General features: G+C 41.1%; 15 protein-coding genes and 5 pseudogenes. 3 read left to right on the top strand and 17 right to left on the bottom strand.

What is annotated here, in order from left to right; all coding sequences use genetic code 11:
- A pseudogene (locus BK820_RS15150) lies at positions 1-636 on the top strand (IS3 family transposase); the annotation flags it as partial.
- A 386-nt stretch (positions 637-1,022) separates the two neighbouring features.
- On the opposite strand, the gene BK820_RS08415 reads toward BK820_RS15150, so the two are convergent.
- From BK820_RS08415 to BK820_RS08350, 15 genes and pseudogenes are all read right to left on the bottom strand, one after another.
- The gene (locus BK820_RS08415; RefSeq protein ID WP_071320626.1) at positions 1,023-1,484 is read right to left on the bottom strand and encodes a DIP1984 family protein; all 462 of its coding nucleotides are present in this window, start codon (positions 1,482-1,484) and stop codon (positions 1,023-1,025) included.
- Between the two features lie 196 nt (positions 1,485-1,680).
- Positions 1,681-2,045: pseudogene (locus tag BK820_RS15145) on the bottom strand (IS3 family transposase); the annotation flags it as partial.
- Positions 2,039-2,320: pseudogene (locus tag BK820_RS08410) on the bottom strand (helix-turn-helix domain-containing protein); the annotation flags it as partial. The pseudogenes BK820_RS15145 and BK820_RS08410, both read right to left, overlap by 7 nt.
- A 452-nt stretch (positions 2,321-2,772) precedes the next feature.
- A pseudogene (locus BK820_RS08405) lies at positions 2,773-3,710 on the bottom strand (IS5 family transposase).
- Between the two features lie 73 nt (positions 3,711-3,783).
- Positions 3,784-5,010 (bottom strand): putative acinetoferrin export transporter ActD, encoded by a 1,227-nt coding sequence (actD, locus tag BK820_RS08400; RefSeq protein ID WP_004781038.1) that lies wholly within the window; start codon positions 5,008-5,010, stop codon positions 3,784-3,786.
- 52 nt (positions 5,011-5,062) lie between these two features.
- Positions 5,063-7,300, bottom strand: a complete 2,238-nt coding sequence (locus BK820_RS08395) for a TonB-dependent receptor (protein WP_071320625.1) — start codon at positions 7,298-7,300, stop codon at positions 5,063-5,065.
- A 9-nt stretch (positions 7,301-7,309) separates the two neighbouring features.
- Positions 7,310-8,545 carry an MFS transporter gene (locus tag BK820_RS08390; RefSeq protein WP_004683789.1) on the bottom strand — a complete coding sequence of 412 codons (1,236 nt, stop codon included), beginning with the start codon at positions 8,543-8,545 and terminating at the stop codon, positions 7,310-7,312.
- On the bottom strand, positions 8,542-8,913 hold the full coding sequence (gene actB / locus BK820_RS08385) for a protein ActB (protein WP_004281762.1): 372 nt from the start codon (positions 8,911-8,913) through the stop codon (positions 8,542-8,544). Before actB ends, BK820_RS08390 begins: the two co-directional genes overlap by 4 nt.
- Positions 8,910-9,548 carry an acinetoferrin biosynthesis acetyltransferase AcbD gene (gene acbD / locus BK820_RS08380; protein ID WP_004639035.1) on the bottom strand — a complete coding sequence of 213 codons (639 nt, stop codon included), beginning with the start codon at positions 9,546-9,548 and terminating at the stop codon, positions 8,910-8,912. The genes actB and acbD overlap by 4 nt, the downstream gene beginning before the upstream one ends.
- A 27-nt stretch (positions 9,549-9,575) precedes the next feature.
- Positions 9,576-11,393 (bottom strand): acinetoferrin biosynthesis protein AcbC, encoded by a 1,818-nt coding sequence (acbC, locus tag BK820_RS08375; RefSeq protein ID WP_071320624.1) that lies wholly within the window; start codon positions 11,391-11,393, stop codon positions 9,576-9,578.
- Positions 11,390-12,871, bottom strand: a complete 1,482-nt coding sequence (gene acbB, locus BK820_RS08370; RefSeq protein WP_004781126.1) for an acinetoferrin biosynthesis monooxygenase AcbB — start codon at positions 12,869-12,871, stop codon at positions 11,390-11,392. Before acbB ends, acbC begins: the two co-directional genes overlap by 4 nt.
- Positions 12,864-14,648: an acinetoferrin biosynthesis protein AcbA gene (acbA, locus tag BK820_RS08365; protein WP_004781124.1), complete on the bottom strand. Its 1,785-nt coding sequence runs from the start codon at positions 14,646-14,648 to the stop codon at positions 12,864-12,866. Before acbA ends, acbB begins: the two co-directional genes overlap by 8 nt.
- Positions 14,649-15,053: 405 nt before the next feature.
- The gene (locus BK820_RS08360) at positions 15,054-16,343 is read right to left on the bottom strand and encodes an ISL3-like element ISPpu12 family transposase (protein WP_071320623.1); all 1,290 of its coding nucleotides are present in this window, start codon (positions 16,341-16,343) and stop codon (positions 15,054-15,056) included.
- A 21-nt stretch (positions 16,344-16,364) separates the two neighbouring features.
- Positions 16,365-16,820 (bottom strand): signal peptidase II, encoded by a 456-nt coding sequence (gene lspA / locus BK820_RS08355; protein ID WP_227541509.1) that lies wholly within the window; start codon positions 16,818-16,820, stop codon positions 16,365-16,367.
- A 60-nt stretch (positions 16,821-16,880) separates the two neighbouring features.
- Positions 16,881-17,777 (bottom strand): cation efflux transmembrane domain-containing protein, encoded by an 897-nt coding sequence (locus tag BK820_RS08350; RefSeq protein WP_004781121.1) that lies wholly within the window; start codon positions 17,775-17,777, stop codon positions 16,881-16,883.
- Between the two features lie 95 nt (positions 17,778-17,872).
- Between BK820_RS08350 and cadR the strand changes: the two genes are divergently transcribed.
- Complete coding sequence (cadR, locus tag BK820_RS08345; protein ID WP_004726831.1) at positions 17,873-18,280, top strand: Cd(II)/Pb(II)-responsive transcriptional regulator; 408 nt, start codon at positions 17,873-17,875, stop codon at positions 18,278-18,280.
- Positions 18,281-18,525: 245 nt separating this feature from the next.
- On the opposite strand, the pseudogene BK820_RS08340 reads toward cadR, so the two are convergent.
- A pseudogene (locus BK820_RS08340) lies at positions 18,526-19,179 on the bottom strand (IS5 family transposase).
- A gap of 251 nt (positions 19,180-19,430) precedes the next feature.
- Complete coding sequence (locus BK820_RS08335) at positions 19,431-19,652, bottom strand: helix-turn-helix domain-containing protein (RefSeq protein ID WP_004658364.1); 222 nt, start codon at positions 19,650-19,652, stop codon at positions 19,431-19,433.
- A gap of 194 nt (positions 19,653-19,846) precedes the next feature.
- On the opposite strand from BK820_RS08335, the gene BK820_RS08330 reads away from it, so the two are divergent.
- Positions 19,847-20,098 carry a hypothetical protein gene (locus BK820_RS08330; RefSeq protein ID WP_004658363.1) on the top strand — a complete coding sequence of 84 codons (252 nt, stop codon included), beginning with the start codon at positions 19,847-19,849 and terminating at the stop codon, positions 20,096-20,098.
- Positions 20,099-20,140: the final 42 nt, after the last annotated feature.

Raw genomic sequence — 20,140 nt, 5'->3', positions numbered from 1 at the left:
AGGTATACAAGGTGTTTGGCGAGGTAAGAACAAACAAACCACCCGTAACCGAGATGACCAAAAACGGGCAGATGATTTAGTGAAACGTAATTTTACTGCTGATCATCCTGACCAACTGTGGGTCAGTGACTTTNGGTCGCTGACTTCACGTATATTCAAACAAATTCAGGCTGGGTCTATACCGCCTTTATTATTGATGTGTTCTCACGAGCAATTGTTGGCTGGAAAGTATCTAGACGAATGAATACAGATAGGGTGCTCGATGCATTAGAGCAAGCATTGCATGATCGAGGCATGCCAAAGAATGTGATTCATCATTCCGACAGAGGTGTGCAATATCTTTCCATTCGCTATACCAATCGTTTAGAAGCAGCGAATTTACGAGCATCAGTCGGTACGACTGGTGATTCATACGATAATGCTTTGGCTGAAACGGTGAATGGCTTATACAAAACAGAGGTGATTGAATATCTAAAAGCAGATTGGCAAGGTTTAGCAGATGTACAACTTGCGACACTAAACTGGGTAGATTGGTTCAATAAAAAGCGTGTACACAGTGCACTGGGTTATGTATCGCCTTTTGAGTTTGAAGCAATGTACTATGATAAGATTAACCCGTTAGGTCAGGTGGCCTAACTTAAATAAAAAAGTCTCCGACGAACCCGGTACGGTTCAACTTGTGATTTGAATCTGCTGTTTTCAAAATCTGTCTTTCAGCTCGTTATGCAACAAAGCCGAACCGAATTAAAAATAGAAATGTAGTTGAGCTGGTGCTTGCTCATTTCTTTATTTTTAGTAATTGAGGTGAACATACTGTCAGTACATGGTAGTTATAAGTAACATGTAACTTTGTTCGCACAAAGATTTGAGTTATGCCAAGTGATGGATTGATTTGTACTTAAAATTTTAAGCTTATCCACTTGCTTTGCAAGCCACTACACTTTATTTACAATCCTATGTTGTGGAAGTAAGGGATCTTGTACTCGCCCAGTATGTTCAACTTGATTATATCTAAAGGACTATTAGGCATCAATCAAATCAATTTTCCAATTACTCGACTGAATCACCACATTTAAATCACGTAATTTAAGACTAATATCATCAGCTTGTTTTTGTAGTGATGAAACTGGAATAACTTTATGCCACTTTATTTCCCGCGTACTATAACGATCAGATTCACGAGATGTATTACTTATTGCTGCAGTTAGGGTTTTGTGCTGTTCTACAAATTTATCACGCAAAGTCAATAAAGCAAGTAAAGAACGACCATCATTTAATTTTGTTAAAGCATTAGTTTCATGAATTGCATAACTTAATTTTTGAAATTCTTGAATTAAAGCAAATACTTGTTTTAGTAGTTCATTTGGATCTTCAGATGGTTTATCACCATCTTGTACCAATACATTTGCATTGATACGTTGTTTTAGTGAAATAATTTTTTTTTGTTGATCACTTCGAAGTAAGAGAGCTTCTGCTAATTTCATTTTTCACCTATTAACCAATTAGAATTAAGTTTTAAGCAGCTAAGTAATTTTACAAATACTATATCCTCATTCTTTAAAAATCAAAAAAATTGATTTTTTATAATTTTCAGAGGTAGAAGTCTTATATTTTGTCATTAGTCGAAGCTCAGAATTAAGCTAAAGGCCTTTTTTCAGATGCAGAATCCTTTATCTGATCCTAGACAGTATTGTGGACATTCGATCCCTCTAAATTCTTACAATATTTTTGTTCAAAGGCTTCAGGACTTAACCAGCCATTTGCAGAATGTATTCTGATTCGATTGTAATAAATCTCGATATAGTCAAACAAGACAGCATTCGCTTCTTTTCGAGTGGCAAACACACTGCCATGGATTACATGACCTTTCAATGTATGAAAGAAGCTTTCAGTCACTGCATTGTCCCAACATGAGCAGTGTACTGCGCAAGACTGCGTGACATACTTTGAATACAGTTATTCGTCAATAATAGCGCTCTAAAAGCACGACTACAGTACTGACTGCCTTGGTCAGAATGAACCATAACTCCTGTTGAATAAGCTTTTCATGCGCCAAGGTTGGTCCGAAACCATGCAGTTGATCAGAAACAATATTGAGGCACTTGAGTCTGAGTTCTTCAGAAAGCCTGGAATTGCTGGTTTGGCCACGACCCGTATGGGCTAATGCAGCTGGACCTTGAACTTTGTATTTCTGCAGTAAGCGTCTGACCTGACATTCTGAAATATGAAGTAGAAGTAGCTGAGCAGCCTGGGATTGAGTTATGCGTTGATCGCAGATTTCCTGCAAAACCGACAATCGTTTAAGTTCTTTATCCGACATAGTGATCAGCATCTATATTTTATATCCAGTCCATGGTGATAAAAACCATCATAAACCAGACATTTTTATTGGTGAGAATATAGACACTTTAAATGGGTTCTAACACACTGATTTCGTATAATATTGATTATGTTAAGCGAAGTATACCAAACAATAACTTCATATATCCCTTGCACTCACCTGATTTCAATAAGTTAAAGTACTATCCTTTAATTAGATCAAATATGATATGTTGAATTAAATTTTAATTCATAAACTTCATCATGTTTGAACTAAAAACAATTCGATTGACAAAAAAAGGTTCAACTAAAAAACAACTAATATTATTGTTTCACCTCAACTCGTACTGTCCCTGTCTATACCCATTGTTGTTCTCAATGAAAGTTTTACGCTTTCAAAGGGCTTTGTTGCACAAAGATTTGAAATGCAAAGCGCCCCTAATTGAGCCAAATTTAAGGCGTAACTTGGGTAAATGGTCGACCTGATTCCGTAAATCTGTTGAGGACTGCTACACGTGCATGAATTTCATTCACTTGGCTATCAAAACTCCTTGCGCTGAGTTTATCTCCTAATAATTTAATGCAGTGCATCTTAGTTTCAACCAACTTCGCCGATGATAGCCTGACCATTTTTTCCATAGTGTCCTGCCTAAACGTTTAACTGTTCGAANTCGAAGTAATTCATTTCGCTCTAGCGAGCTACTCTTTGTATCTTTCCATGGTTTCGCATTTTTTCTAGGTGGAATCACCGCATGCGCTTGCCGATCTGCAATGACCTGACGGCATTGCTTGGTGTCATAAGCTCCATCGGTATAAACAGAGTTAATCCGCTCATCTTGTGGAATCTGATCAAGTAAATCACCAAGCACCTGTGAATCACTGACATTATTGGTTGTAAGCTGAACTGCTCGTATTTGCAGGGTTTTGGCATCTATACCAATATGTAGTTTACGCCATTGGCGACGATATTCAGGTCCATGTTTCTTGCGCTTCCATTCGACCTCACCTAGAAACTTCATGCCTGTAGAGTCCATGAGTAGATGCAGCCCATCGCTACTTTTTTGGTAGCTGATTACAATATCAATATGCTTTTGTCTTCTACAAAGCGTACTGTAATCTGGTGCGGTCCAATTTAATCCGCAAAGTTTAATCAGACTTTGCACAAAGCCAGTGACCATACGTAAAGATAGACGGAATAAGGATTTAATCATTAAGCAGCATTGGATGGCTGCGTCGGAGTAGGTTTGATTTCGCCCTTGTTTGCCTTTTGATGGAGCATACCATTGCGTAGCAGGATCAAACCAAAGGGCAATATTTCCGCGATTAATGAGTGCTCGGTTATATGCGGGCCAATTGGTTGTGCGGTAGATTTTGTGTGTAGGCTTCTTCATTTGAAAATTATATCGCTGAAAAAGCCTTTACAGATAGGTTTGTGCAACAAAGCCTCTTTCAAGCATATTTGATTTAGGAGTTAACCTTATTGCTTATCATCGTATTCTGATTTGAATAGGATATGATCAACAAGTAGACCGCCACTGTGACCATCAATATTAAGAGTAAATAAAAAGGTAAGTGAATGCCGAACTGATATAGAAAAGTGCTCAGTAAAGGCGCCACAATGTGACCAATCGCTTGAGTAGCTGTACAAATACTTGCCATTTTGACTTGAGCAGCTTGCGTAACAGATTGAGCCGCCCCTGTGGTAAATGCAGGCAAAAGGCTTGCCACTCCGACCCCATAAAATAAATAACTTATTTGAAACATCCAAATATGGATTGCACTTAAAGATAGGATGAGTCCAATAACCATGCTAAACGTACCCACCAATACCAAAGCTTTCAGTTTTAAATGAAGTACTTTTACAATCAGGATCTGAGTAATCACTAAGCTAAAACCAACAATGAGCATACATTGGGAAAAATAAATCGCACTTTGTTGTGAGCTTAAATGAAAATGGTCTTGAATATAAAAACCTGCCGTCATATTGAGCGTCACGATAGCCATATAGGTAGTAAATCCTAAAATAAGCCAAGGAATAGCTGGTTTTAATGAAAATGAATGCTCTATTTTTACAGGCTGTTTTTGATCCAATATTGTGTTTTGTTTACCCTCATCATGTTTAAAATACATTGTGATAATCAAACTAAAAATCACCAATAAAATAACTGCAATCCACATTGGCAATAAAATTCCACCGAACAATAACACTGAAGTTAGAAATGGGCCGACGATCATACCTAAACTATTCATCGCACCATACATTGCCATTTTTTGACTGCGTTGTTGTTCCTCTGTGACATGTTGCATGACATAACTTTGTAGACCTATTTGTGGCATAGCCATAAAACCACCAGTACTTGCTCGACTAATCACCAACAAAGCAAAAACTATCATTACGGGTAATGTTTGTTGTATTCCCCAATAAAGAATCGCTGTAAATATAGCCCAAGTAATGGTCATGCCCAAGAAACCATAATTCATTAATTGATAAGGAGTCTGTATTTTTTCCCCTCTGGCAATCAGAATAGATGCAATCGCCATACAAATTGCACCCGCTGAAACAATTACTCCGCCCTGTACTTCTGTTAAGCCAAGCTCACGAATTAATGGGGCAAGTAAAGGTAAAATCATTGAAAAACAAGTACCGTTGGCTAGAGTTGCCCAAGCCAATAATTTAAAATTTTGTTGCATAGGTAGTATTCATCAAAAGAAAAGGCATCTAAAAGATGCCTTCTGGATAAGATTAGTACTTGAGAGTGTAGCTCAAACCATAGGTACGACCTTGAGCAGCCAAGCTCGAAATATCGCCGTAAACCGTTGAAACTGCTTGGCTATAAACAGACTTATAGTCCGTATTCCACACGTTATATACACCAAAACCTAAAGTTCCTGGACCTGCTTTTGCATTGGCAATCACATCCATCACTGCAAAACCTTTGATTTCTGCTGGAGGACGAGTACTACCATTCGCAATCGCATCTTTACGTGCTTCATCCGTACCATCAATAGCCAAAGCTTGTACTCGTAAACCTAAACCATCATTGAATTGCCAGTCTGAATAAACCGTTGCTTTCAAAGGTGCTACACGAATTGCATCTAACTCTTGCCATTTACCATTTGAGTCTTTGAACTGACCACGTGTATAAGCTAAAGTCCCACCTACATTCCAATCATCTGAAACGGTATATTTGACATTACCTTCAATACCATACACGCGTTCATCTGTATCAATAACTTCAATTGCAAAACTTGGAGGACCAAATTTCAATGACTTATCAGATTTGTTATAGAACGCAGTGATCCCTGTGCTTAACGCATCATCTTGTAGACGCCAGCCCAGCTCAAAACTATTTACTTTGATTGGATCAATTGTTTGGTTACTTACGACAAAGTTTGCAGGGACATCTCTTAGCATACGTTGTACATCAGGTAAATTTGCACCTTGCGAGAAATTTGCAAACACCTGTTGTGCATCAGTTAAATGATAAAGTGCGCCTACATTAAAGAGTGTTGCATCATGCTTAACTGAACCACCTTTTAAGGTTTTAGCTTGGTATGTTGGAACGAAATCGGCAACCATTGCTTCAGAATATGGAACTGAGTCTTTAACATCACTATCGATGCGCTCATGACGAATACCTGCTTGTAGATTTAAGCGATCAGTTGCTTCAAATTGACTTTGTAAGAAGAAACCAAGCTTTTCAGTATCTACCTCAGGACCAAAAGCATAATTATTTAGGGGCTTAAACTTTAGACCATTACTACTGATAAAAGTATTTAGATCATAAAGTTGTGCTGTTTGTTTGCCATTTTCCTTATCGTAATCCACACCATAAGTTAGATTTAATGCACGTTCTGCCAGATTGAGTTTACTTTGAAGTGCTAAACGAGCACCAAAAACATCAATATCTGTTTCTGATTGGGTAACAATAAATCTTCTTCCACCTGGAATGGATGCATGTGCTAAAGCATTTGCACTTGGGAAGAATCGCCCTTTTTCAGTACGATAATACGCCTCTGCATTTAAAGTCTGACCAAGAAAATCCTGATTTTCATATTGTGCATTTACTGCACTGCGCTTAGTACGTGGTTGAGTATCAAGCTCTAAACCTTTTACAGCTTTTTGACTAGGTTTTGCCCCTAGAAGTAAAACAGATAAGCCTGGACCATAATCAGCGCCATATTCACTGTCCTGCTCATCGTTATAGTATTGCGCACCGATACTTAATTTTTGCTTATCTGCCAACTGCCAGCTTAAACGACCATTCACATCTACAGTTTCAGTATCTTGACGATCTGTTTGTGCAACTTCTGGACCTACACGATCACCTCGACTATCTTGAATTTCACCGCGTTGTGTATAGCTAGCACCTATAAAACCACTCCAATCCCCTTGGTTAAATGATGCAGACTGAAACGCTTCATAAGCTAAAGCATCACTTTTGAAATTATCACCTGAAGTAACGCCGAGTTTGGTTTCAAAATTTACACCATCACCCGAACCTCTTTTGGTGATGATATTGATGATCCCACCTGTAGCACCTGCACCATAAATACTACTTGCACCTGACACGACTTCAACACGTTCGATCATGTCTGGGCTAATGCTATTTAATTGGCGTGAACTATCGCGTGAGCCCGTTTGCGGAACACCATCAATCATATATTGCACTGTACGACCACGCATGGTCATCCCATAGTTACTGGTCGTACCTGAACTTGGTGTTAAAGATGGAACCAACAGTCCTAAAATATCTGCGGTACTTTTACCAGCAGCAGCTTGTTTTGCAATGTCTTCTTCGCTAATACTGTAAACAGTTCCCGCAATCTCAGCGATACTTTGAGCTGAGCGAGTTGCTGTCATAACAATCGGTGCCAGTTGATTTACGGTTGAAGTCTGCTCGACATTTTGAGCATAAAGTTGCGTACTGATCGCCAAGCTGAGCAGTGTTAATGATGTCGAAAGTGAACGAACTTTCATAAATGACCCCTAGATGAGTTGTTGCGTTTGTTTTGCTTTGCGAATAAGCAGTTGACTAAGCAACACGCTTAAAACAGATGAAACTGCGAGAATGAGATAGAAGTTTCCATAACCAAATGCTTTGGCTAAGAAACCTGAGACTGCACCGCCAATAAAATAAACCAATAGTTCGAAGCAAACTAAAATCGTAAAATCAGTACCAGCTTGTTCTTTGGAGCTGGTCTGCATGAAATGTGCATATAAGGCTGTCATTGCGATATAGCGGATGGCAAGAATGACAATGACAAAGCCACCAAGAAGTAAATGCCATTGATTCAACCAACTGAGTAAAACTGCAACACCCAACAAGGCGTAAACCAAACTGCGTGCCCAACCAGCCCAGATCAGCAATTGTGTTGCGGCTATTTTTTTTAATAAAAATGCAGCTGAAACAGCGGCTAATAATCCAATCCCTGCACCTATTACAGACATCAGCACGCCGATTTGTGACAACGACCATTTCTGATCAATCAGCATCGGATTCAGCATCGCCATAGCCGGTGCTTCGACAATTCGATAACATACGATCAAGGCTAATGCCCATAACATTTCTGGACGTTTAAATGCACGGATCAGACTTGGCGGCTGTTTTGAGATTTTCTCTACATTTGATTTTTCTTTAATCTGGAAAATAGCCAACATCGTCAATGCTGTCATAGCGGCTAAGGAAATCAGTGCAGTTTGCCAACCATAAAGCTCATACAGCCATAAAGTTGCTGCTCCACCAACCATACTGCCAAGCGCAACACCTATACTTTGCGCCATACTGCCTAGTCGATACTCAGATTCTGAAAAGGTTTCGACCGTATAGCCATCAATTGCGATATCTTGAGTTGCAGCAAAAGTTGAAATCCATAAACCGACAATAACAAATACACCAAGACCGTAATCGAATTGGGTAAGTGCCAAAGCAACGACCCCCAACACCAAAGCTATTTGCGTAAACAAAAGCCAAGTTTTACGTTTACCGAGTTTTTTGAAATAAAAACGATCAATTAGTGGTGCCCAAAAAAACTTGAATGCCCAAGGAATATAGAGCAGCGACAACATGCCAATCCAACGTAAATCTACGCCTTGATGACGCAGAATCGCAGGTAAGGCCACATTATAAAAATACAGTGGTAAGGCATGCGCGAGATATAAAACCACCACGACACTCAGGCTCAAGGCTGAGACTTTCTGAATATTTAATGAATTTTGATTCATAAATACCTCTGCAAAGCCCATTGTGTGGCTTCAGCTTTATCTACGCTCACAAAATATGGAACATGCCAAGCTTTGTGCAGAGCTGGTGTATCCAATCGAATACGATCTTCTTCATCTTGAGCAATACGAGCAAAACCCAAACAATATTGGTAAAAATCTTGTTTATATTGCTTATACCATTTGCCTTGGATTGCTCTATATTCCTCCGGAAATTCTGTATTTGCATCGGTTTGCATGATCAACACAAAATTTCGCTGATGTTCGAAATAGTGCTGAATCCGTGCTAACCATTGTTCAAATTCTGCAACAGAGACATTCGCCGCAAAGCGCATGTCTAAGATATGCATTTCATTGATATATAAGCTCATGTAACACTCAGGAATTTGGCTGGCTGATCTGCTAGCTGTTGTTGTGATGTTTGGTAATATTCCCCAAACTTGTGATAAAAAGTTTCTCGGAAGCAGTAGTACAACATCGCTGTTTTTTCAGGCATCGGTATTAACCGTTGGCTTTCATAACAAAGTTCTGCCACCACTGCTGCATAAGGTTTAACGGTATGATCTGGCTCACCCACAATTTTTTTAGCTTTCGAATGTTCAAAAATGTAAAAACTGAGTAACCGAATGGTTGGTCGCAAGAAGCCTTTGCCAAACACAGATTTGTCACCAAACAGGAGATGCCAACCGAGATCATTGTCATCACCATCGTAATAACGGCCTAAACGATCTCGTTTACCTTCATAAATTTCGGTATAGCCCACATCTTTGCCATCAATTCCGACGATTAATAAGCGGTGATGGTCATCTGCTAACATTTTGTCGAAGTAAACTTGTAACTCTAGTTCCGATTTATTTAACTGCCACTGAGGAATTACATGTGGCTCATGCATCCATTGATGTAATAAAGGAATATCCTGAGGATATTGCACTTGGCGTAAGTAGTACTGTGTACCATCTTCAAAGTATTCAAAATAATCTGGTAATTGCTGAGAGATTGTTTTCATATCGAACCTATAAAATGACGAATAAAATTAGCCCGCTTTTGCTTGGCGAGGTTGTTCTGCCCATGTTTTCAATGTTTCTGGGCTAACTGGATTTGCAATAGGATCAAGGAAGACAGGAACAGGACGTTCTGCTTCATCGTTATAACTTGTGGTAAATAGACGTACACGGTTTAAACAAATTTTGGTGTAACTTGGACGCAGCATGGCGAATTTATCAGCACGTTCAGCCAGTTCTGGGTGTTTTTGGTTAAATTCAACAATCGTGTTGGAAATGGTCTGCCAGAAATCAAGCTCAGAATATTCAGGATAGTCTTGCAAGAACACATTACAGATATAGCGGTAATGCACCATGAACAGACCTGTGAAAATAAAATGGCTTAGATCAGTCGCTTCATGACGGAGTAATAAATCTGCTTCAGATGGTAACTGAGCTAACTCAGGAAAATCCTCATCCACTAAATTGATGTCATCAATGAAATCTTTTAATACCATGGCTTTCGGCACACCATTTTCATGTACCAACATTGTGTTCTCACCGTGTGGTGAAAATGCTAAACCATAACGATATAAGCAAAGTAATAATGGACTCATGCTTACTTGAGCAAATTGTGCTAACCAATCCAAAGGACTTAAACCTGATGCTTGGATCAACACGCTCAGGATCGATTGACCTGAAATATCACGGTGTAACAATGCTGCTTGAGATAACACTTGATGAGATGGATCAACATAACGATCAACACTTTCACGCCATAAACAACCGAACAGCTCTTTAAATTGATACGGTGCACCGTCAATGCGGTCAAAACACGGCTGATGGATAGTTAAAGTCGCAACTTCACCTAAGAAAATCACACCTGTATTTTGTAAGTCTTGATCTTGTTGATGAATTCTTTTTAACCATGCGGTCACTGCTGGAGCTGCTAGATTACGCTTTGAGGGTAATCCACGATAAACAGCGGTATTAAAAATACTGACAGGCAACTTAATGTAATGGCGTTGTAGGTTTGACGTATTGCATAATGTGCGGATTGATTGCATCGGCACATAGCTATCTTGGCTGATATTTAACTCAATAATTTTCTGATCCACAATCTCATTGGCATAAGTCGGAACAAGCCATTGATGCCATTGCCAAGCATGTAAGGGAATCAAAAAGTAATTTTGTGGATCTAGGTTTTTTTCTTGGAGAATATTGATGAACTGCTGTAGTTCATTGGCATCAAATTCATGTTGATATAAACCGCAGGCACTCCAATCTTCAGTACTTCGATACTCTGCTAAATCACGATGTACGGCTAACCACAACACTTTAACTTCAGGTGAAAGCTCTGGTGCAGCGCTTAAATAATCATCATAACCAAAACCCATACGCCCTTTACTCATGATGAGCCAAGGATGACCACGTAGCATGCCTTCAACTTTGTAATGTGGCTCTGTCAAAACCGCTATACTTGGCAAACGTGTTTCATTGAACAAATGTGCTTCTGCCAGCCAAGTATTATTCATTTCTTTGATCAAATACGCTTTGGTAAATGGCTTAACATTAGAACTGTCAGACATTGCGACAATAAACTCATGTAAGTTCCAAGCAGGTTGATCATTTTCCTGACTATGAGTCACATCACGTACCGAAGCTACCTGAATATTCCAGTGTCCGAGTAGATATTGATTTCCTTGAAACTCATACTGACGATTGCCTAAATCTAAACGATAACGCCCTGCTGACAATGCTTTAACTTCAATAATTTCTTCGTATAGAAACTCTGCAATCGCCATTTCAATAAGACGTTGTCCTGCGGCACGCCATTGCTGCTGATTAATTTTTAAAGTTGCAAAGTTCATATCAGTTTCTCATATGTTGAATGTACAGAAGCAGTTTGTGTATGTGTGTTTGCACCACGACGATTAGGATGCGCCGTCATCACGTTCTGTTCTGTTTTCTTGAAAATTGAATGGTTTTTATTGGGAGAATTTTCGCAAAGGCACTCGTTTGATTGTGCTTTGTCATCTGCCATACAAATTTTTGGATTTTGAGAGAGATTAAAGTGTTGGAATGTCTGCGCTTGATTGCCTAATTCATAAAGAGGCTCAGCAAGCAATTGATTAATGATCTTTGCTGCACGATAAGCACCAAGACCTAAATCAGGTGTGCCGACACCATGACTATGCATTTCCTGATTTTGAACAAAAATATGACCATTCAGCCGATGTACAACACGATAGTCGTCTGTAATCTGCCAACGCTGTTTATGATCAAACTCGATGTATGGCTTGAGCAACTGCATAAAACCAAAATCAGGTGTGAAATAACCCGTCGCGGCTACAAGAAAATCACAGTCGAGATGAAAAGACTGAGCTGTAGCACGATGCTGGAAATGCAGTCGGATTTTTTGTGTATCCAATGCTTCTGCATCTTTCAAATCACATTGACTATGTAAATGTGTCTGTAAGCTTTGACCTGCAATACTGCGGTGATAAAGTCTTTGATAAATTTCCCGAATGGTTTTTGCACTAATTCCCTTGTATAACAAGGCTTGTTGCTTTAACTGCTGTTCCTTTTGCTGCGCAGTCAAATCATAAAAATGCTGTGCATAATCTGGACTAAAATGTTCCAAACCTAATGGCGCATACTCCATCGGGAAGAAACCTTGAGAACGAGTAAACCAATGCAAATCAAACTGATGATTAACAGTATCTTGCTGTTCATCAAATAAGTCGATAAACACTTCAGCTGCAGATTGTCCAGAACCAAGTACGACCACATCGCCATGTAAATCTGTATCGGCATGCGTCATATACTGTGCTGAATGCAGACATTGTTGTGGACGGACTTTCTGAATCTTTGCCAAACATTCAGGCAAATATGGCACATTACCACTTCCAATCACTAAATGACGGCATAAATAACTTTGCTGAACACCGTTTGATTCAACGACTACTTTAAAACCTATCGTTTGAGGTTCAATCTTTAGAACCTGCGACTGGTATTCGATACAATCAAGTTGTTCTGCAACCCATTGGCAATAGTGGTTGTATTCACAACGTGGAATATGTGGCTGCTCTAAAAAGTAAAACTTATACAAACGTTGCTGATGACGCAGATAATTCAAAAAACTAAATGGACTGGTTGGATCAACCATCGAGACTAAATCTGCCATAAATGGCACTTGTAATACCGTATTAGGTAGTTGCATACCTGCATGCCAATCAAATTGCGCCTTTTGCTCAAAAAATACGTAATCGAGTGAGCTTTTGTTTTGTAGCAAACTAGCAAGACTTAAATTAAAAGGTCCTAGACCAATTCCAATAAAATCAAGCATAACTGACATCCTTCTGTGAAATACGCAGTGGATTTGGCAGTTGCACGTAAACAGATTGATTTTCTACAGGTGCGATCAACTCGTCTAATTCATGCAAACGTGTCAGCAAGTTGCCTTTATAAGGCAGCGTTGAATTGAACAGTAGTCCTTGTATTAAGGTACTCTCAGGATATTGCTGTAATTGCTCTTCTAAAAATCCAGTTAGATGCGCTAACAATTCATCTTCAGTGATATAGCCTGTTGCACCGATGGCATTAATAATCCCGAACAAAGTATTGCCAAAGAAATAATAACTAAAACGTTCATCAACAAAAGCTTTCGGACCTACCGCAAAGGCTTTTTCTTTCAGTTCAGGAAGTGCTTGCAGAATTTCAGTGGCAAATTCTTCAATATAATAAAAACCTTGGTTATCACGTAACCATAAAGTTTTAGGAAAATGGTTTTCGAGTTCTAATAATACATTTTGTTGATGTGACTCAAATGCCATACCATAACGATGGTATAGATACATCAAAGGCTGCAAACTGACTTCGAGGAACCGATTAAACCAATCTGAAGCAATCTCTGAAACTTCAGCATCAGGATGGGCTTTCGCAATTTTTGCAAATAAGGCATTAAAACGATTTAAAGGCTTGATCGGATGATCTTGGCACAAAGATGCGATACAAGTGACTTGTTGTTGTGGATGGAATGGTTGATCTCGGAAAATACAAATACTTTCATTGATCACTTCATCATCGATTTTTAAAGCGATCCAAGCTGGATCATTGACTGCTTTTAGACTTGGACACTGTTTAAGAATATTTTGCCCAAACTCACTATGCCACAGACGATGTGTCAATTCACCACGATGACATTCTTTGGCCAAATTCACTCGAATAGAATTGGTAATCATCACTGAAAGTGACGGCTTCATCATCCAAGGTGCATTGAAGCTCGCTAATGTGCGTATGGAAGTGGTTGGAGAGAATTGCCAACCACGCAAGCCCAAATCAATCAGTTGCCCTGTTTGCTTTAATCGTTCAAACCAAGCTTTGCCCTGTAAATAACGCGCTTGCCATGGATGTAAAGGAAGTAACTTATATTCCGCATGTGTCTTTAATAAATTGAGATCACTTTCAGATAAATACCACTGTAACGCAGTTTTTAATTGCGCTGAAATAGGTTCATCAGTCGCACTACCTTCTGCAATATAATCTTGGTGCACTAGCCAATAATGAAGTTGAGTCTTACCTTTATTTTCAGGAGAAAAGTTTAACCAATCTTCATGAACAAAGCCTGTCCTACTTTTTGGCGCGGGATGCATACTATGCCCTAAAATCAAAGCTTGCTCTGTTTCAATAAAGCTTTGCCCTGCTTTTACTAAATCATCAAATTCATATTCACGATTTTGTAAAAACTGTTGTAGCGCATCTCGACTTTGAATCCATTTTTCAACTAATGAAGCAGCATCTAGATGAACAGCGGCTTCTTGAACAAGTTCTTCTAGCAACAACCCAACAATTGCTACAGGACTAAATACCTTAATTTTTTCATCGATGATAATTTGCGGAAGATCTGCTAAGCGATGTCGCCCCACACAGCTCACATAAGATAAAGGGAAAAAGCAACGTGCTTGAATAGAGGTAATCGGTATTGATAACAGCGTCAAACCTTGGCTAAACGTCTGTAGTTGAAGAGATTGCTGACTTTTATGAAGCAAGTGACCTTTGCCAGTTTCTTGCGTATATGCATTGACGAAATGTTGTAACGCCAACCGATTAGCAAGTGAATGCATCTGTCGATATCCTCTTTCAAAAGAGTTAATTTGTTTTTCGAAATGTTTTAGGCCTGAAACACATCTTAAGTACAAGGGAGTTTGTAGTTAAAATAGAACTAATGATAATTATTATCATTTACTATTTCAATTCTATAAAAGAACCTAGAAAAACAACACTAAATCATTGAATTTATTTTGTTTAACAAGGAATATTGCTCAGTAAAGATACAAAAAGATAATAATAATTCTCATTAAATAAAATGATCAGCTTGTAGCCATCAATAGTTTTTATAGATGTATAAAATTTTTAAATAGTCTCAAATGTAATATTTCCCCACATCAAAAATCTAATATGTCAAAAAATGGGGTATACGGATTTAATGGTTGATGGGGCACCTTCACCCCATCAATCTGATACCACCCTCAGATGGTTGATAGATCGACTCCGTAGTTGAGTTCCTCTGCGAAGTCCGGCAGTCCGTAACCGATGGTTTTCTTGTAGAAAGGAGAGACCTTCGCAGTCGGTGCCTTCTTCTTGTGCTTCGTGGTGTAGAGCATTCGTGCCCGCATCACCTCGAAGGAGTAACCGCGCCCTTCACGGTTCTTGTCCTTGGCCAGTCGGTTGATGGACTCCGTGTAAGCGTTGGTGACGGGCATGTCCGTCTCGAAGTAGGTCATGGTCTCTTCGCGCCAGTTTCCCACTGCCCTGACCAGATCGCTCCAGACTTCCTTTTGGCCCTTCGGGATGGTGGCTATCCACTCGTCCAGAGCGGCTTCTGCCTGGAGCCGTGTGGTGGCGTCCCAGATGCCGTAGAAGCGCTCCTTGTGCTCGTAGGCGGCCAGCAGTTGCGGGAACGCGCCTGTCCAGGTCTCCATGATGAGGCGCTCCCGGTCTGAGACTTCGTGAGCGCGTTTCAGCAGGATTTTCCGGTCTCCCTTGAGAGTCCGGCTCTGGGACGGTTTCAGCTCCTTTCTGAGGTCCTTGCGCACTCTCTCTAGGGCATCGTTGGCCATGCGCACCACATGGAACTTATCGACCACGATACGGGCCTGGGGCAGCACAGCCTTGACCGCTGCCCGGTAGGGGTTCCACATGTCCATGCTGACGATCTCGACCTTCTGCCGGTCTTTCAGCTTCATCAGGTAGTTGGTCACCACGTCCTGGCGGCGGGTGGCCAGCAGGTCGAGCAGGGTTCGCTCCTCAATGTTGGTCAGAATGCAGCGGTAGCGCTTGTTCAGGTATAGCTCGTCAATGCCCAGGATGCGGGGCGTCTCGAAGCGGTGCCAGCGCCCCAGCAACTCGGCGCGGGCGTTGAAGATGTCGCGCACCGTCTTCTCGTCCAGGCCGGTCTGTGCCGCCACAAAGGTGTAGGGGTGGTTGAAGGATTCCTTCTCCACGTACTCATGCAGCCGCAGTGTCATACGGAATCCGTCCACCATCTCCGGTAGCTGGGGCCTGAATGTTGTCTTGCAGGCCCGGCAGGTGTATCGGCGGCGGACCACCCAGAGAGTGACCCGCTTGCCGTGGATGGGCAGATCACGATAGGGAACTTCACGCTTGCCGAACCGTACGAACTCACCCTGCACGCCGCATTCCTCGCAGGCGATGGGATCGGGCACGTCCACCTGGAAGTGCATTTCGTCGTCGGTTGATTTGCAGCCCAGTACTTGGTATTGCGGCAGGTGAAGGATGTTGTCGGGAAGTTCGGTCATGGTGTTGTATAGGCGTAGGTGTCAGTCAGATCCATCCGACTCGGCATTGGTGTTTGCTTTTTTACCCAACAAGCTGCTGGAAACTAAAAGTAAGGCACCGAGGACAATTGCAATATCAGCCAGGTTGAAGGCCGGCCAATGCCAGTCTCGCCAATAGAAATCAAAGGAATCCACAACATAGCCGCGAAAGACCCGGTCAATCAGGTTGCCCATGGCGCCACCGAGGATAAGACTGTAAGCGATGGCTTCTCCTTTATGACGATTTTCAAGGATCAGCTTGATCAGAAAAATCGAGACCACTACCGCGATTCCGATAAAAAAGTAGCGCTGCCAGCCTCCACCATTCGCAAAAAGACTGAATGCGGCACCGGTATTCCATACGTGTACCCAGTTAAAGAATGAGGTCACTGAAATAGACTCGCCATATGCCATTGATTGTTGCACCAGCCATTTTATGGCCTGATCAGACGCTGCCAGCAGGCCCGATATGGACAACAGAGCGTACGGTGACAGATGTTTGCCAAAAATGGACATTGCTTAATCCTTGAGCGCCAGAATGCGTCTAGCACCGTTAAGTACAATTACCCCCGCGATGGTGCCGATAATCAGATCCGGATAATTGGACCCGGTCCACGCGACCAGAGCGCCGGCGGTGATGACCCCCAGGTTGATCACCACGTCGTTGGCCGAGAATATCCAGCTTGCCTTCATGTGCGCCCCGCCCTCCCGATGTTTGGATATGAGCAGCAGACAACTGGTATTGGCAATCAATGCGACGAATGCGATAGCCATCATCACCAGCGATTCAGGCTCACTACCGAATACAAAGCGTCTCACCACCTCTATGAGTACGCCCACAGCCAAGATCAGTTGCAGTACACCAGCAAGATGCGCGGCACGTACCTGCATTTTCACGCTATGTCCAACCGCATAAAGGGCAAGCCCGTACACCGCCGCATCGGCAAAATTGTCCAGGGATTCTCCAATCAGGCCGGTGGACCGGGCGATCAGACCGGCAGTCATTTCCACCACGAACAGAAGTGCATTGATGCCGAGCAACCAGCGCAGGGTCCCGGATTCTTGCTTAGCAGAAGCTGCCGAAAACTCGGCGGCCTTGATGGTCTCCGGATTTGCAGCGACGGTTTCCTGAAGCGAGGCGCCTAGCCCCAAGGTCTTCAGTTTCGAGGTGACGGGCTCGACCTCACCGTCATGCACGACCTTCAACCGGCGGTTCGACAAGTCGAAGGACAGTGCCCGAATCCCCTCAACGCCGTTCAGGGCCAGGCGAATCATGCGCTCTTCTGATGGACAGTCCATCTTCGGCACGGCATAAACACTGACCCATTCCCCCGACGCATCGGAGGAGGCCTGCATATCGGTATCCGCCGCAGGCCTTGCATGGTCGCCACAGGGGCCTCCGCAGTTTTTACTCATGATATGACTCCACTTGAATGTGATCGGGTTTTCATTTAAAACTATATAGTAGCTATAATGTCAATAGCGTAGAGAATCCGTTGCGGAGGAACCCGATGCGTATTGGTCAGTTGGCACAGTCAGTAGGGGTAGATACACAGACGATCCGCTTCTACGAACGGCAGGGCTTGTTGCCGCCGCCTGGTCGGCAGGAGAACGGTTACCGTGTCTATACCGAGAAACACGTTGAGCGGCTGGCCTTTATTCGTCGCTGCCGCATCCTGGATCTGTCACTGGCAGAAATTCACGAACTAAAGCGCTATCAGGACGACCCTTATCAGTCCTGTACCGCTGTCAATGCCTTGCTCGATGATCACATCTCTCATGTGCGCTCGCAGATAACCGCTCTACAGGCGCTTGAGAAACAACTCGTTTCACTAAGAGCGCGTTGCAACGATGACCGGGAAGTTAAGGCGTGTGGGGTTCTTGCTGGAATTAGCGAGGGAAGCATGCATCAGCAGTAGGTTGGAGTGCCAACCAGATAATCCGATGAGATGCCGGTTTGCCTCACTCTCATGCAAAGGTAAGATCAACCATTTAATCCGCTTACCCTATTTTTTTTGCTTTCACCTTATCCAAAATTCACCACCCCATAATTGAAAATATTTTGAATTATAAGCCCTTAGGGTGCTCATAATCCATAAATCAATTTCGAAGTTCTTTGTTGCATAAAGCCTTTAAAGATTGAGTTTTCCTAAGCAACTCAAATTTAAGTTACAACTCGGGTATTAGGTCGGCCTAATTCCATAAATCTGTTGAGGACTGCTACGCGAGCATGAATTTCACTCATCTGACTAGGAAAGCTTCTTGCCATTAATTTATCGCCTAATAATTTGATGCAGTGCATCTTTGTTTCGACCAAACTTCGGCGATGATAGCCTGACCATTTTTTCCATAGTGTTCTACCTAGCAGGGTTTTAGTATCTATACCAATATGAAGTTTACGCCATTGGCGACGATATTTCGGCTAATGCTTTTTACGTTTCCATTCACCTTCACCTAAGAACTTCAAATCCGTGGAATCAACGAGTAGATGCAGTCCATTGCAACTCTTTTCATAGCTAATTTGAATATCAATATGCTTTTGTCTTCTGCGAATGGTTGAATAATCCAGAGCTGTCCAATCTAATCCGCAAAGTTTAATCAAGCTTTGGACAAAGCCAGTCACCATGCATACAGAAAGACGAAATAAGGATTTAATCATGAGATAGCACTGAATGGCTATGTCAGAATAAGTTTGATTTCGACCATGTTTTCCTTGTGACTGCGAATATCATTGAATCTTAGTATCAAACCAAATTGTAAAATTACCATGATTGATCAAAGCATGATTGTAGGATGACCAATTCGGTGTACGATAAATTTAGGTGTAGGCTATTGCTGTATAAGACCTTATCGGTAGGTTTGCGCAACAAGGCCTCAAAATCCCACCTTAAAATGCAAATAGCAAAAAAACTCTACCATTCGATTGATTTCATTTTAGAAGTAATGAAATTAGTATCTGTTTGTAATGATATTTTATAAAATTCAATATTAGATCTGCAGAGAAAAACTTATCAAACTAAGTATTGGCTAGTCTTTTTCTTCGAAAAACTTATCAAACGAAGTATTAAGTTAATCTTTTTCTTCAACTTCTTCCTTAAACTCAAACAAATCATTCATCGTACAGTTAAAGTACTTACACAACTTATCGGCGACTGGTAATTCAATACGTACAGCACGGTCATAATACATACTTGTGAGCGTGTTGCGATTGATACCTGTTGCATGCACCACTTCACTTAATTTTAAAATTTTTCTATCGCCCATGAGGCTAGATAACTTACAAGTAATCATATTTAAATTAATTTACAAAAAATAACTTGCTGTGGGTTATTTGAAGTTGTTGACTGAGTAATACTTTGCTAAAATTAACCTACAGCAGGTTATTACAACTTATAGAAAGTATATTTTATCCATTTCAACTAAATTATAACTTTTTAAATATAAGGATTGAACCTGCATTAGATTATTTTGTGGAGATGACCGCCGTGTTACCAAATGAGTTATTGATCAGCCAGCAAGCTCGTGACTTAGGAAATCAATTAATTAAAGAAATGAACATCAATAGAAGTTATGGAATGGCTAATTTTCTTGGAGTAAATACTTGCTATGATAATCATCAGGCTGTACTTATTTGGACATTTCAACTGCTTGAAAGGGAACCTGCCTTAAATGAATTAGCAGAAATTAAAAAATATTTTCTTTTAATCTTTCCAGATAGTGTTTATCAATTAGCCTAAGTTGTTTTTAAAATTAATTTATTAAATAAAAAGCACTAAATC

Source organism: Acinetobacter sp. LCT-H3 (assembly GCF_001866125.1).
In the GTDB taxonomy this organism is placed as follows: Bacteria; Pseudomonadota; Gammaproteobacteria; order Pseudomonadales; family Moraxellaceae; genus Acinetobacter; species Acinetobacter schindleri.
This window is presented reverse-complemented; position numbering and strand designations above follow the sequence as displayed.

Excerpts from the sequence above, each read along its gene's own strand:
- BK820_RS08415 (WP_071320626.1), bottom strand. The coding sequence starts at position 1,484 with ATGAAATTAGCAGAAGCTCTCTTACTTCGAAGTGATCAACAAAAAAAA.
- actD (WP_004781038.1), bottom strand. The coding sequence starts at position 5,010 with ATGCAACAAAATTTTAAATTATTGGCTTGGGCAACTCTAGCCAACGGT.
- BK820_RS08395 (WP_071320625.1), bottom strand. The coding sequence starts at position 7,300 with ATGAAAGTTCGTTCACTTTCGACATCATTAACACTGCTCAGCTTGGCG.
- BK820_RS08390 (WP_004683789.1), bottom strand. The coding sequence starts at position 8,545 with ATGAATCAAAATTCATTAAATATTCAGAAAGTCTCAGCCTTGAGCCTG.
- actB (WP_004281762.1), bottom strand. The coding sequence starts at position 8,913 with ATGAGCTTATATATCAATGAAATGCATATCTTAGACATGCGCTTTGCG.
- acbD (WP_004639035.1), bottom strand. The coding sequence starts at position 9,548 with ATGAAAACAATCTCTCAGCAATTACCAGATTATTTTGAATACTTTGAA.
- acbC (WP_071320624.1), bottom strand. The coding sequence starts at position 11,393 with ATGAACTTTGCAACTTTAAAAATTAATCAGCAGCAATGGCGTGCCGCA.
- acbB (WP_004781126.1), bottom strand. The coding sequence starts at position 12,871 with ATGCTTGATTTTATTGGAATTGGTCTAGGACCTTTTAATTTAAGTCTT.
- acbA (WP_004781124.1), bottom strand. The coding sequence starts at position 14,648 with ATGCATTCACTTGCTAATCGGTTGGCGTTACAACATTTCGTCAATGCA.
- BK820_RS08360 (WP_071320623.1), bottom strand. The coding sequence starts at position 16,343 with ATGACCGAACTTCCCGACAACATCCTTCACCTGCCGCAATACCAAGTA.
- BK820_RS08350 (WP_004781121.1), bottom strand. The coding sequence starts at position 17,777 with ATGAGTAAAAACTGCGGAGGCCCCTGTGGCGACCATGCAAGGCCTGCG.
- cadR (WP_004726831.1), top strand. The coding sequence starts at position 17,873 with ATGCGTATTGGTCAGTTGGCACAGTCAGTAGGGGTAGATACACAGACG.
- BK820_RS08335 (WP_004658364.1), bottom strand. The coding sequence starts at position 19,652 with ATGATTACTTGTAAGTTATCTAGCCTCATGGGCGATAGAAAAATTTTA.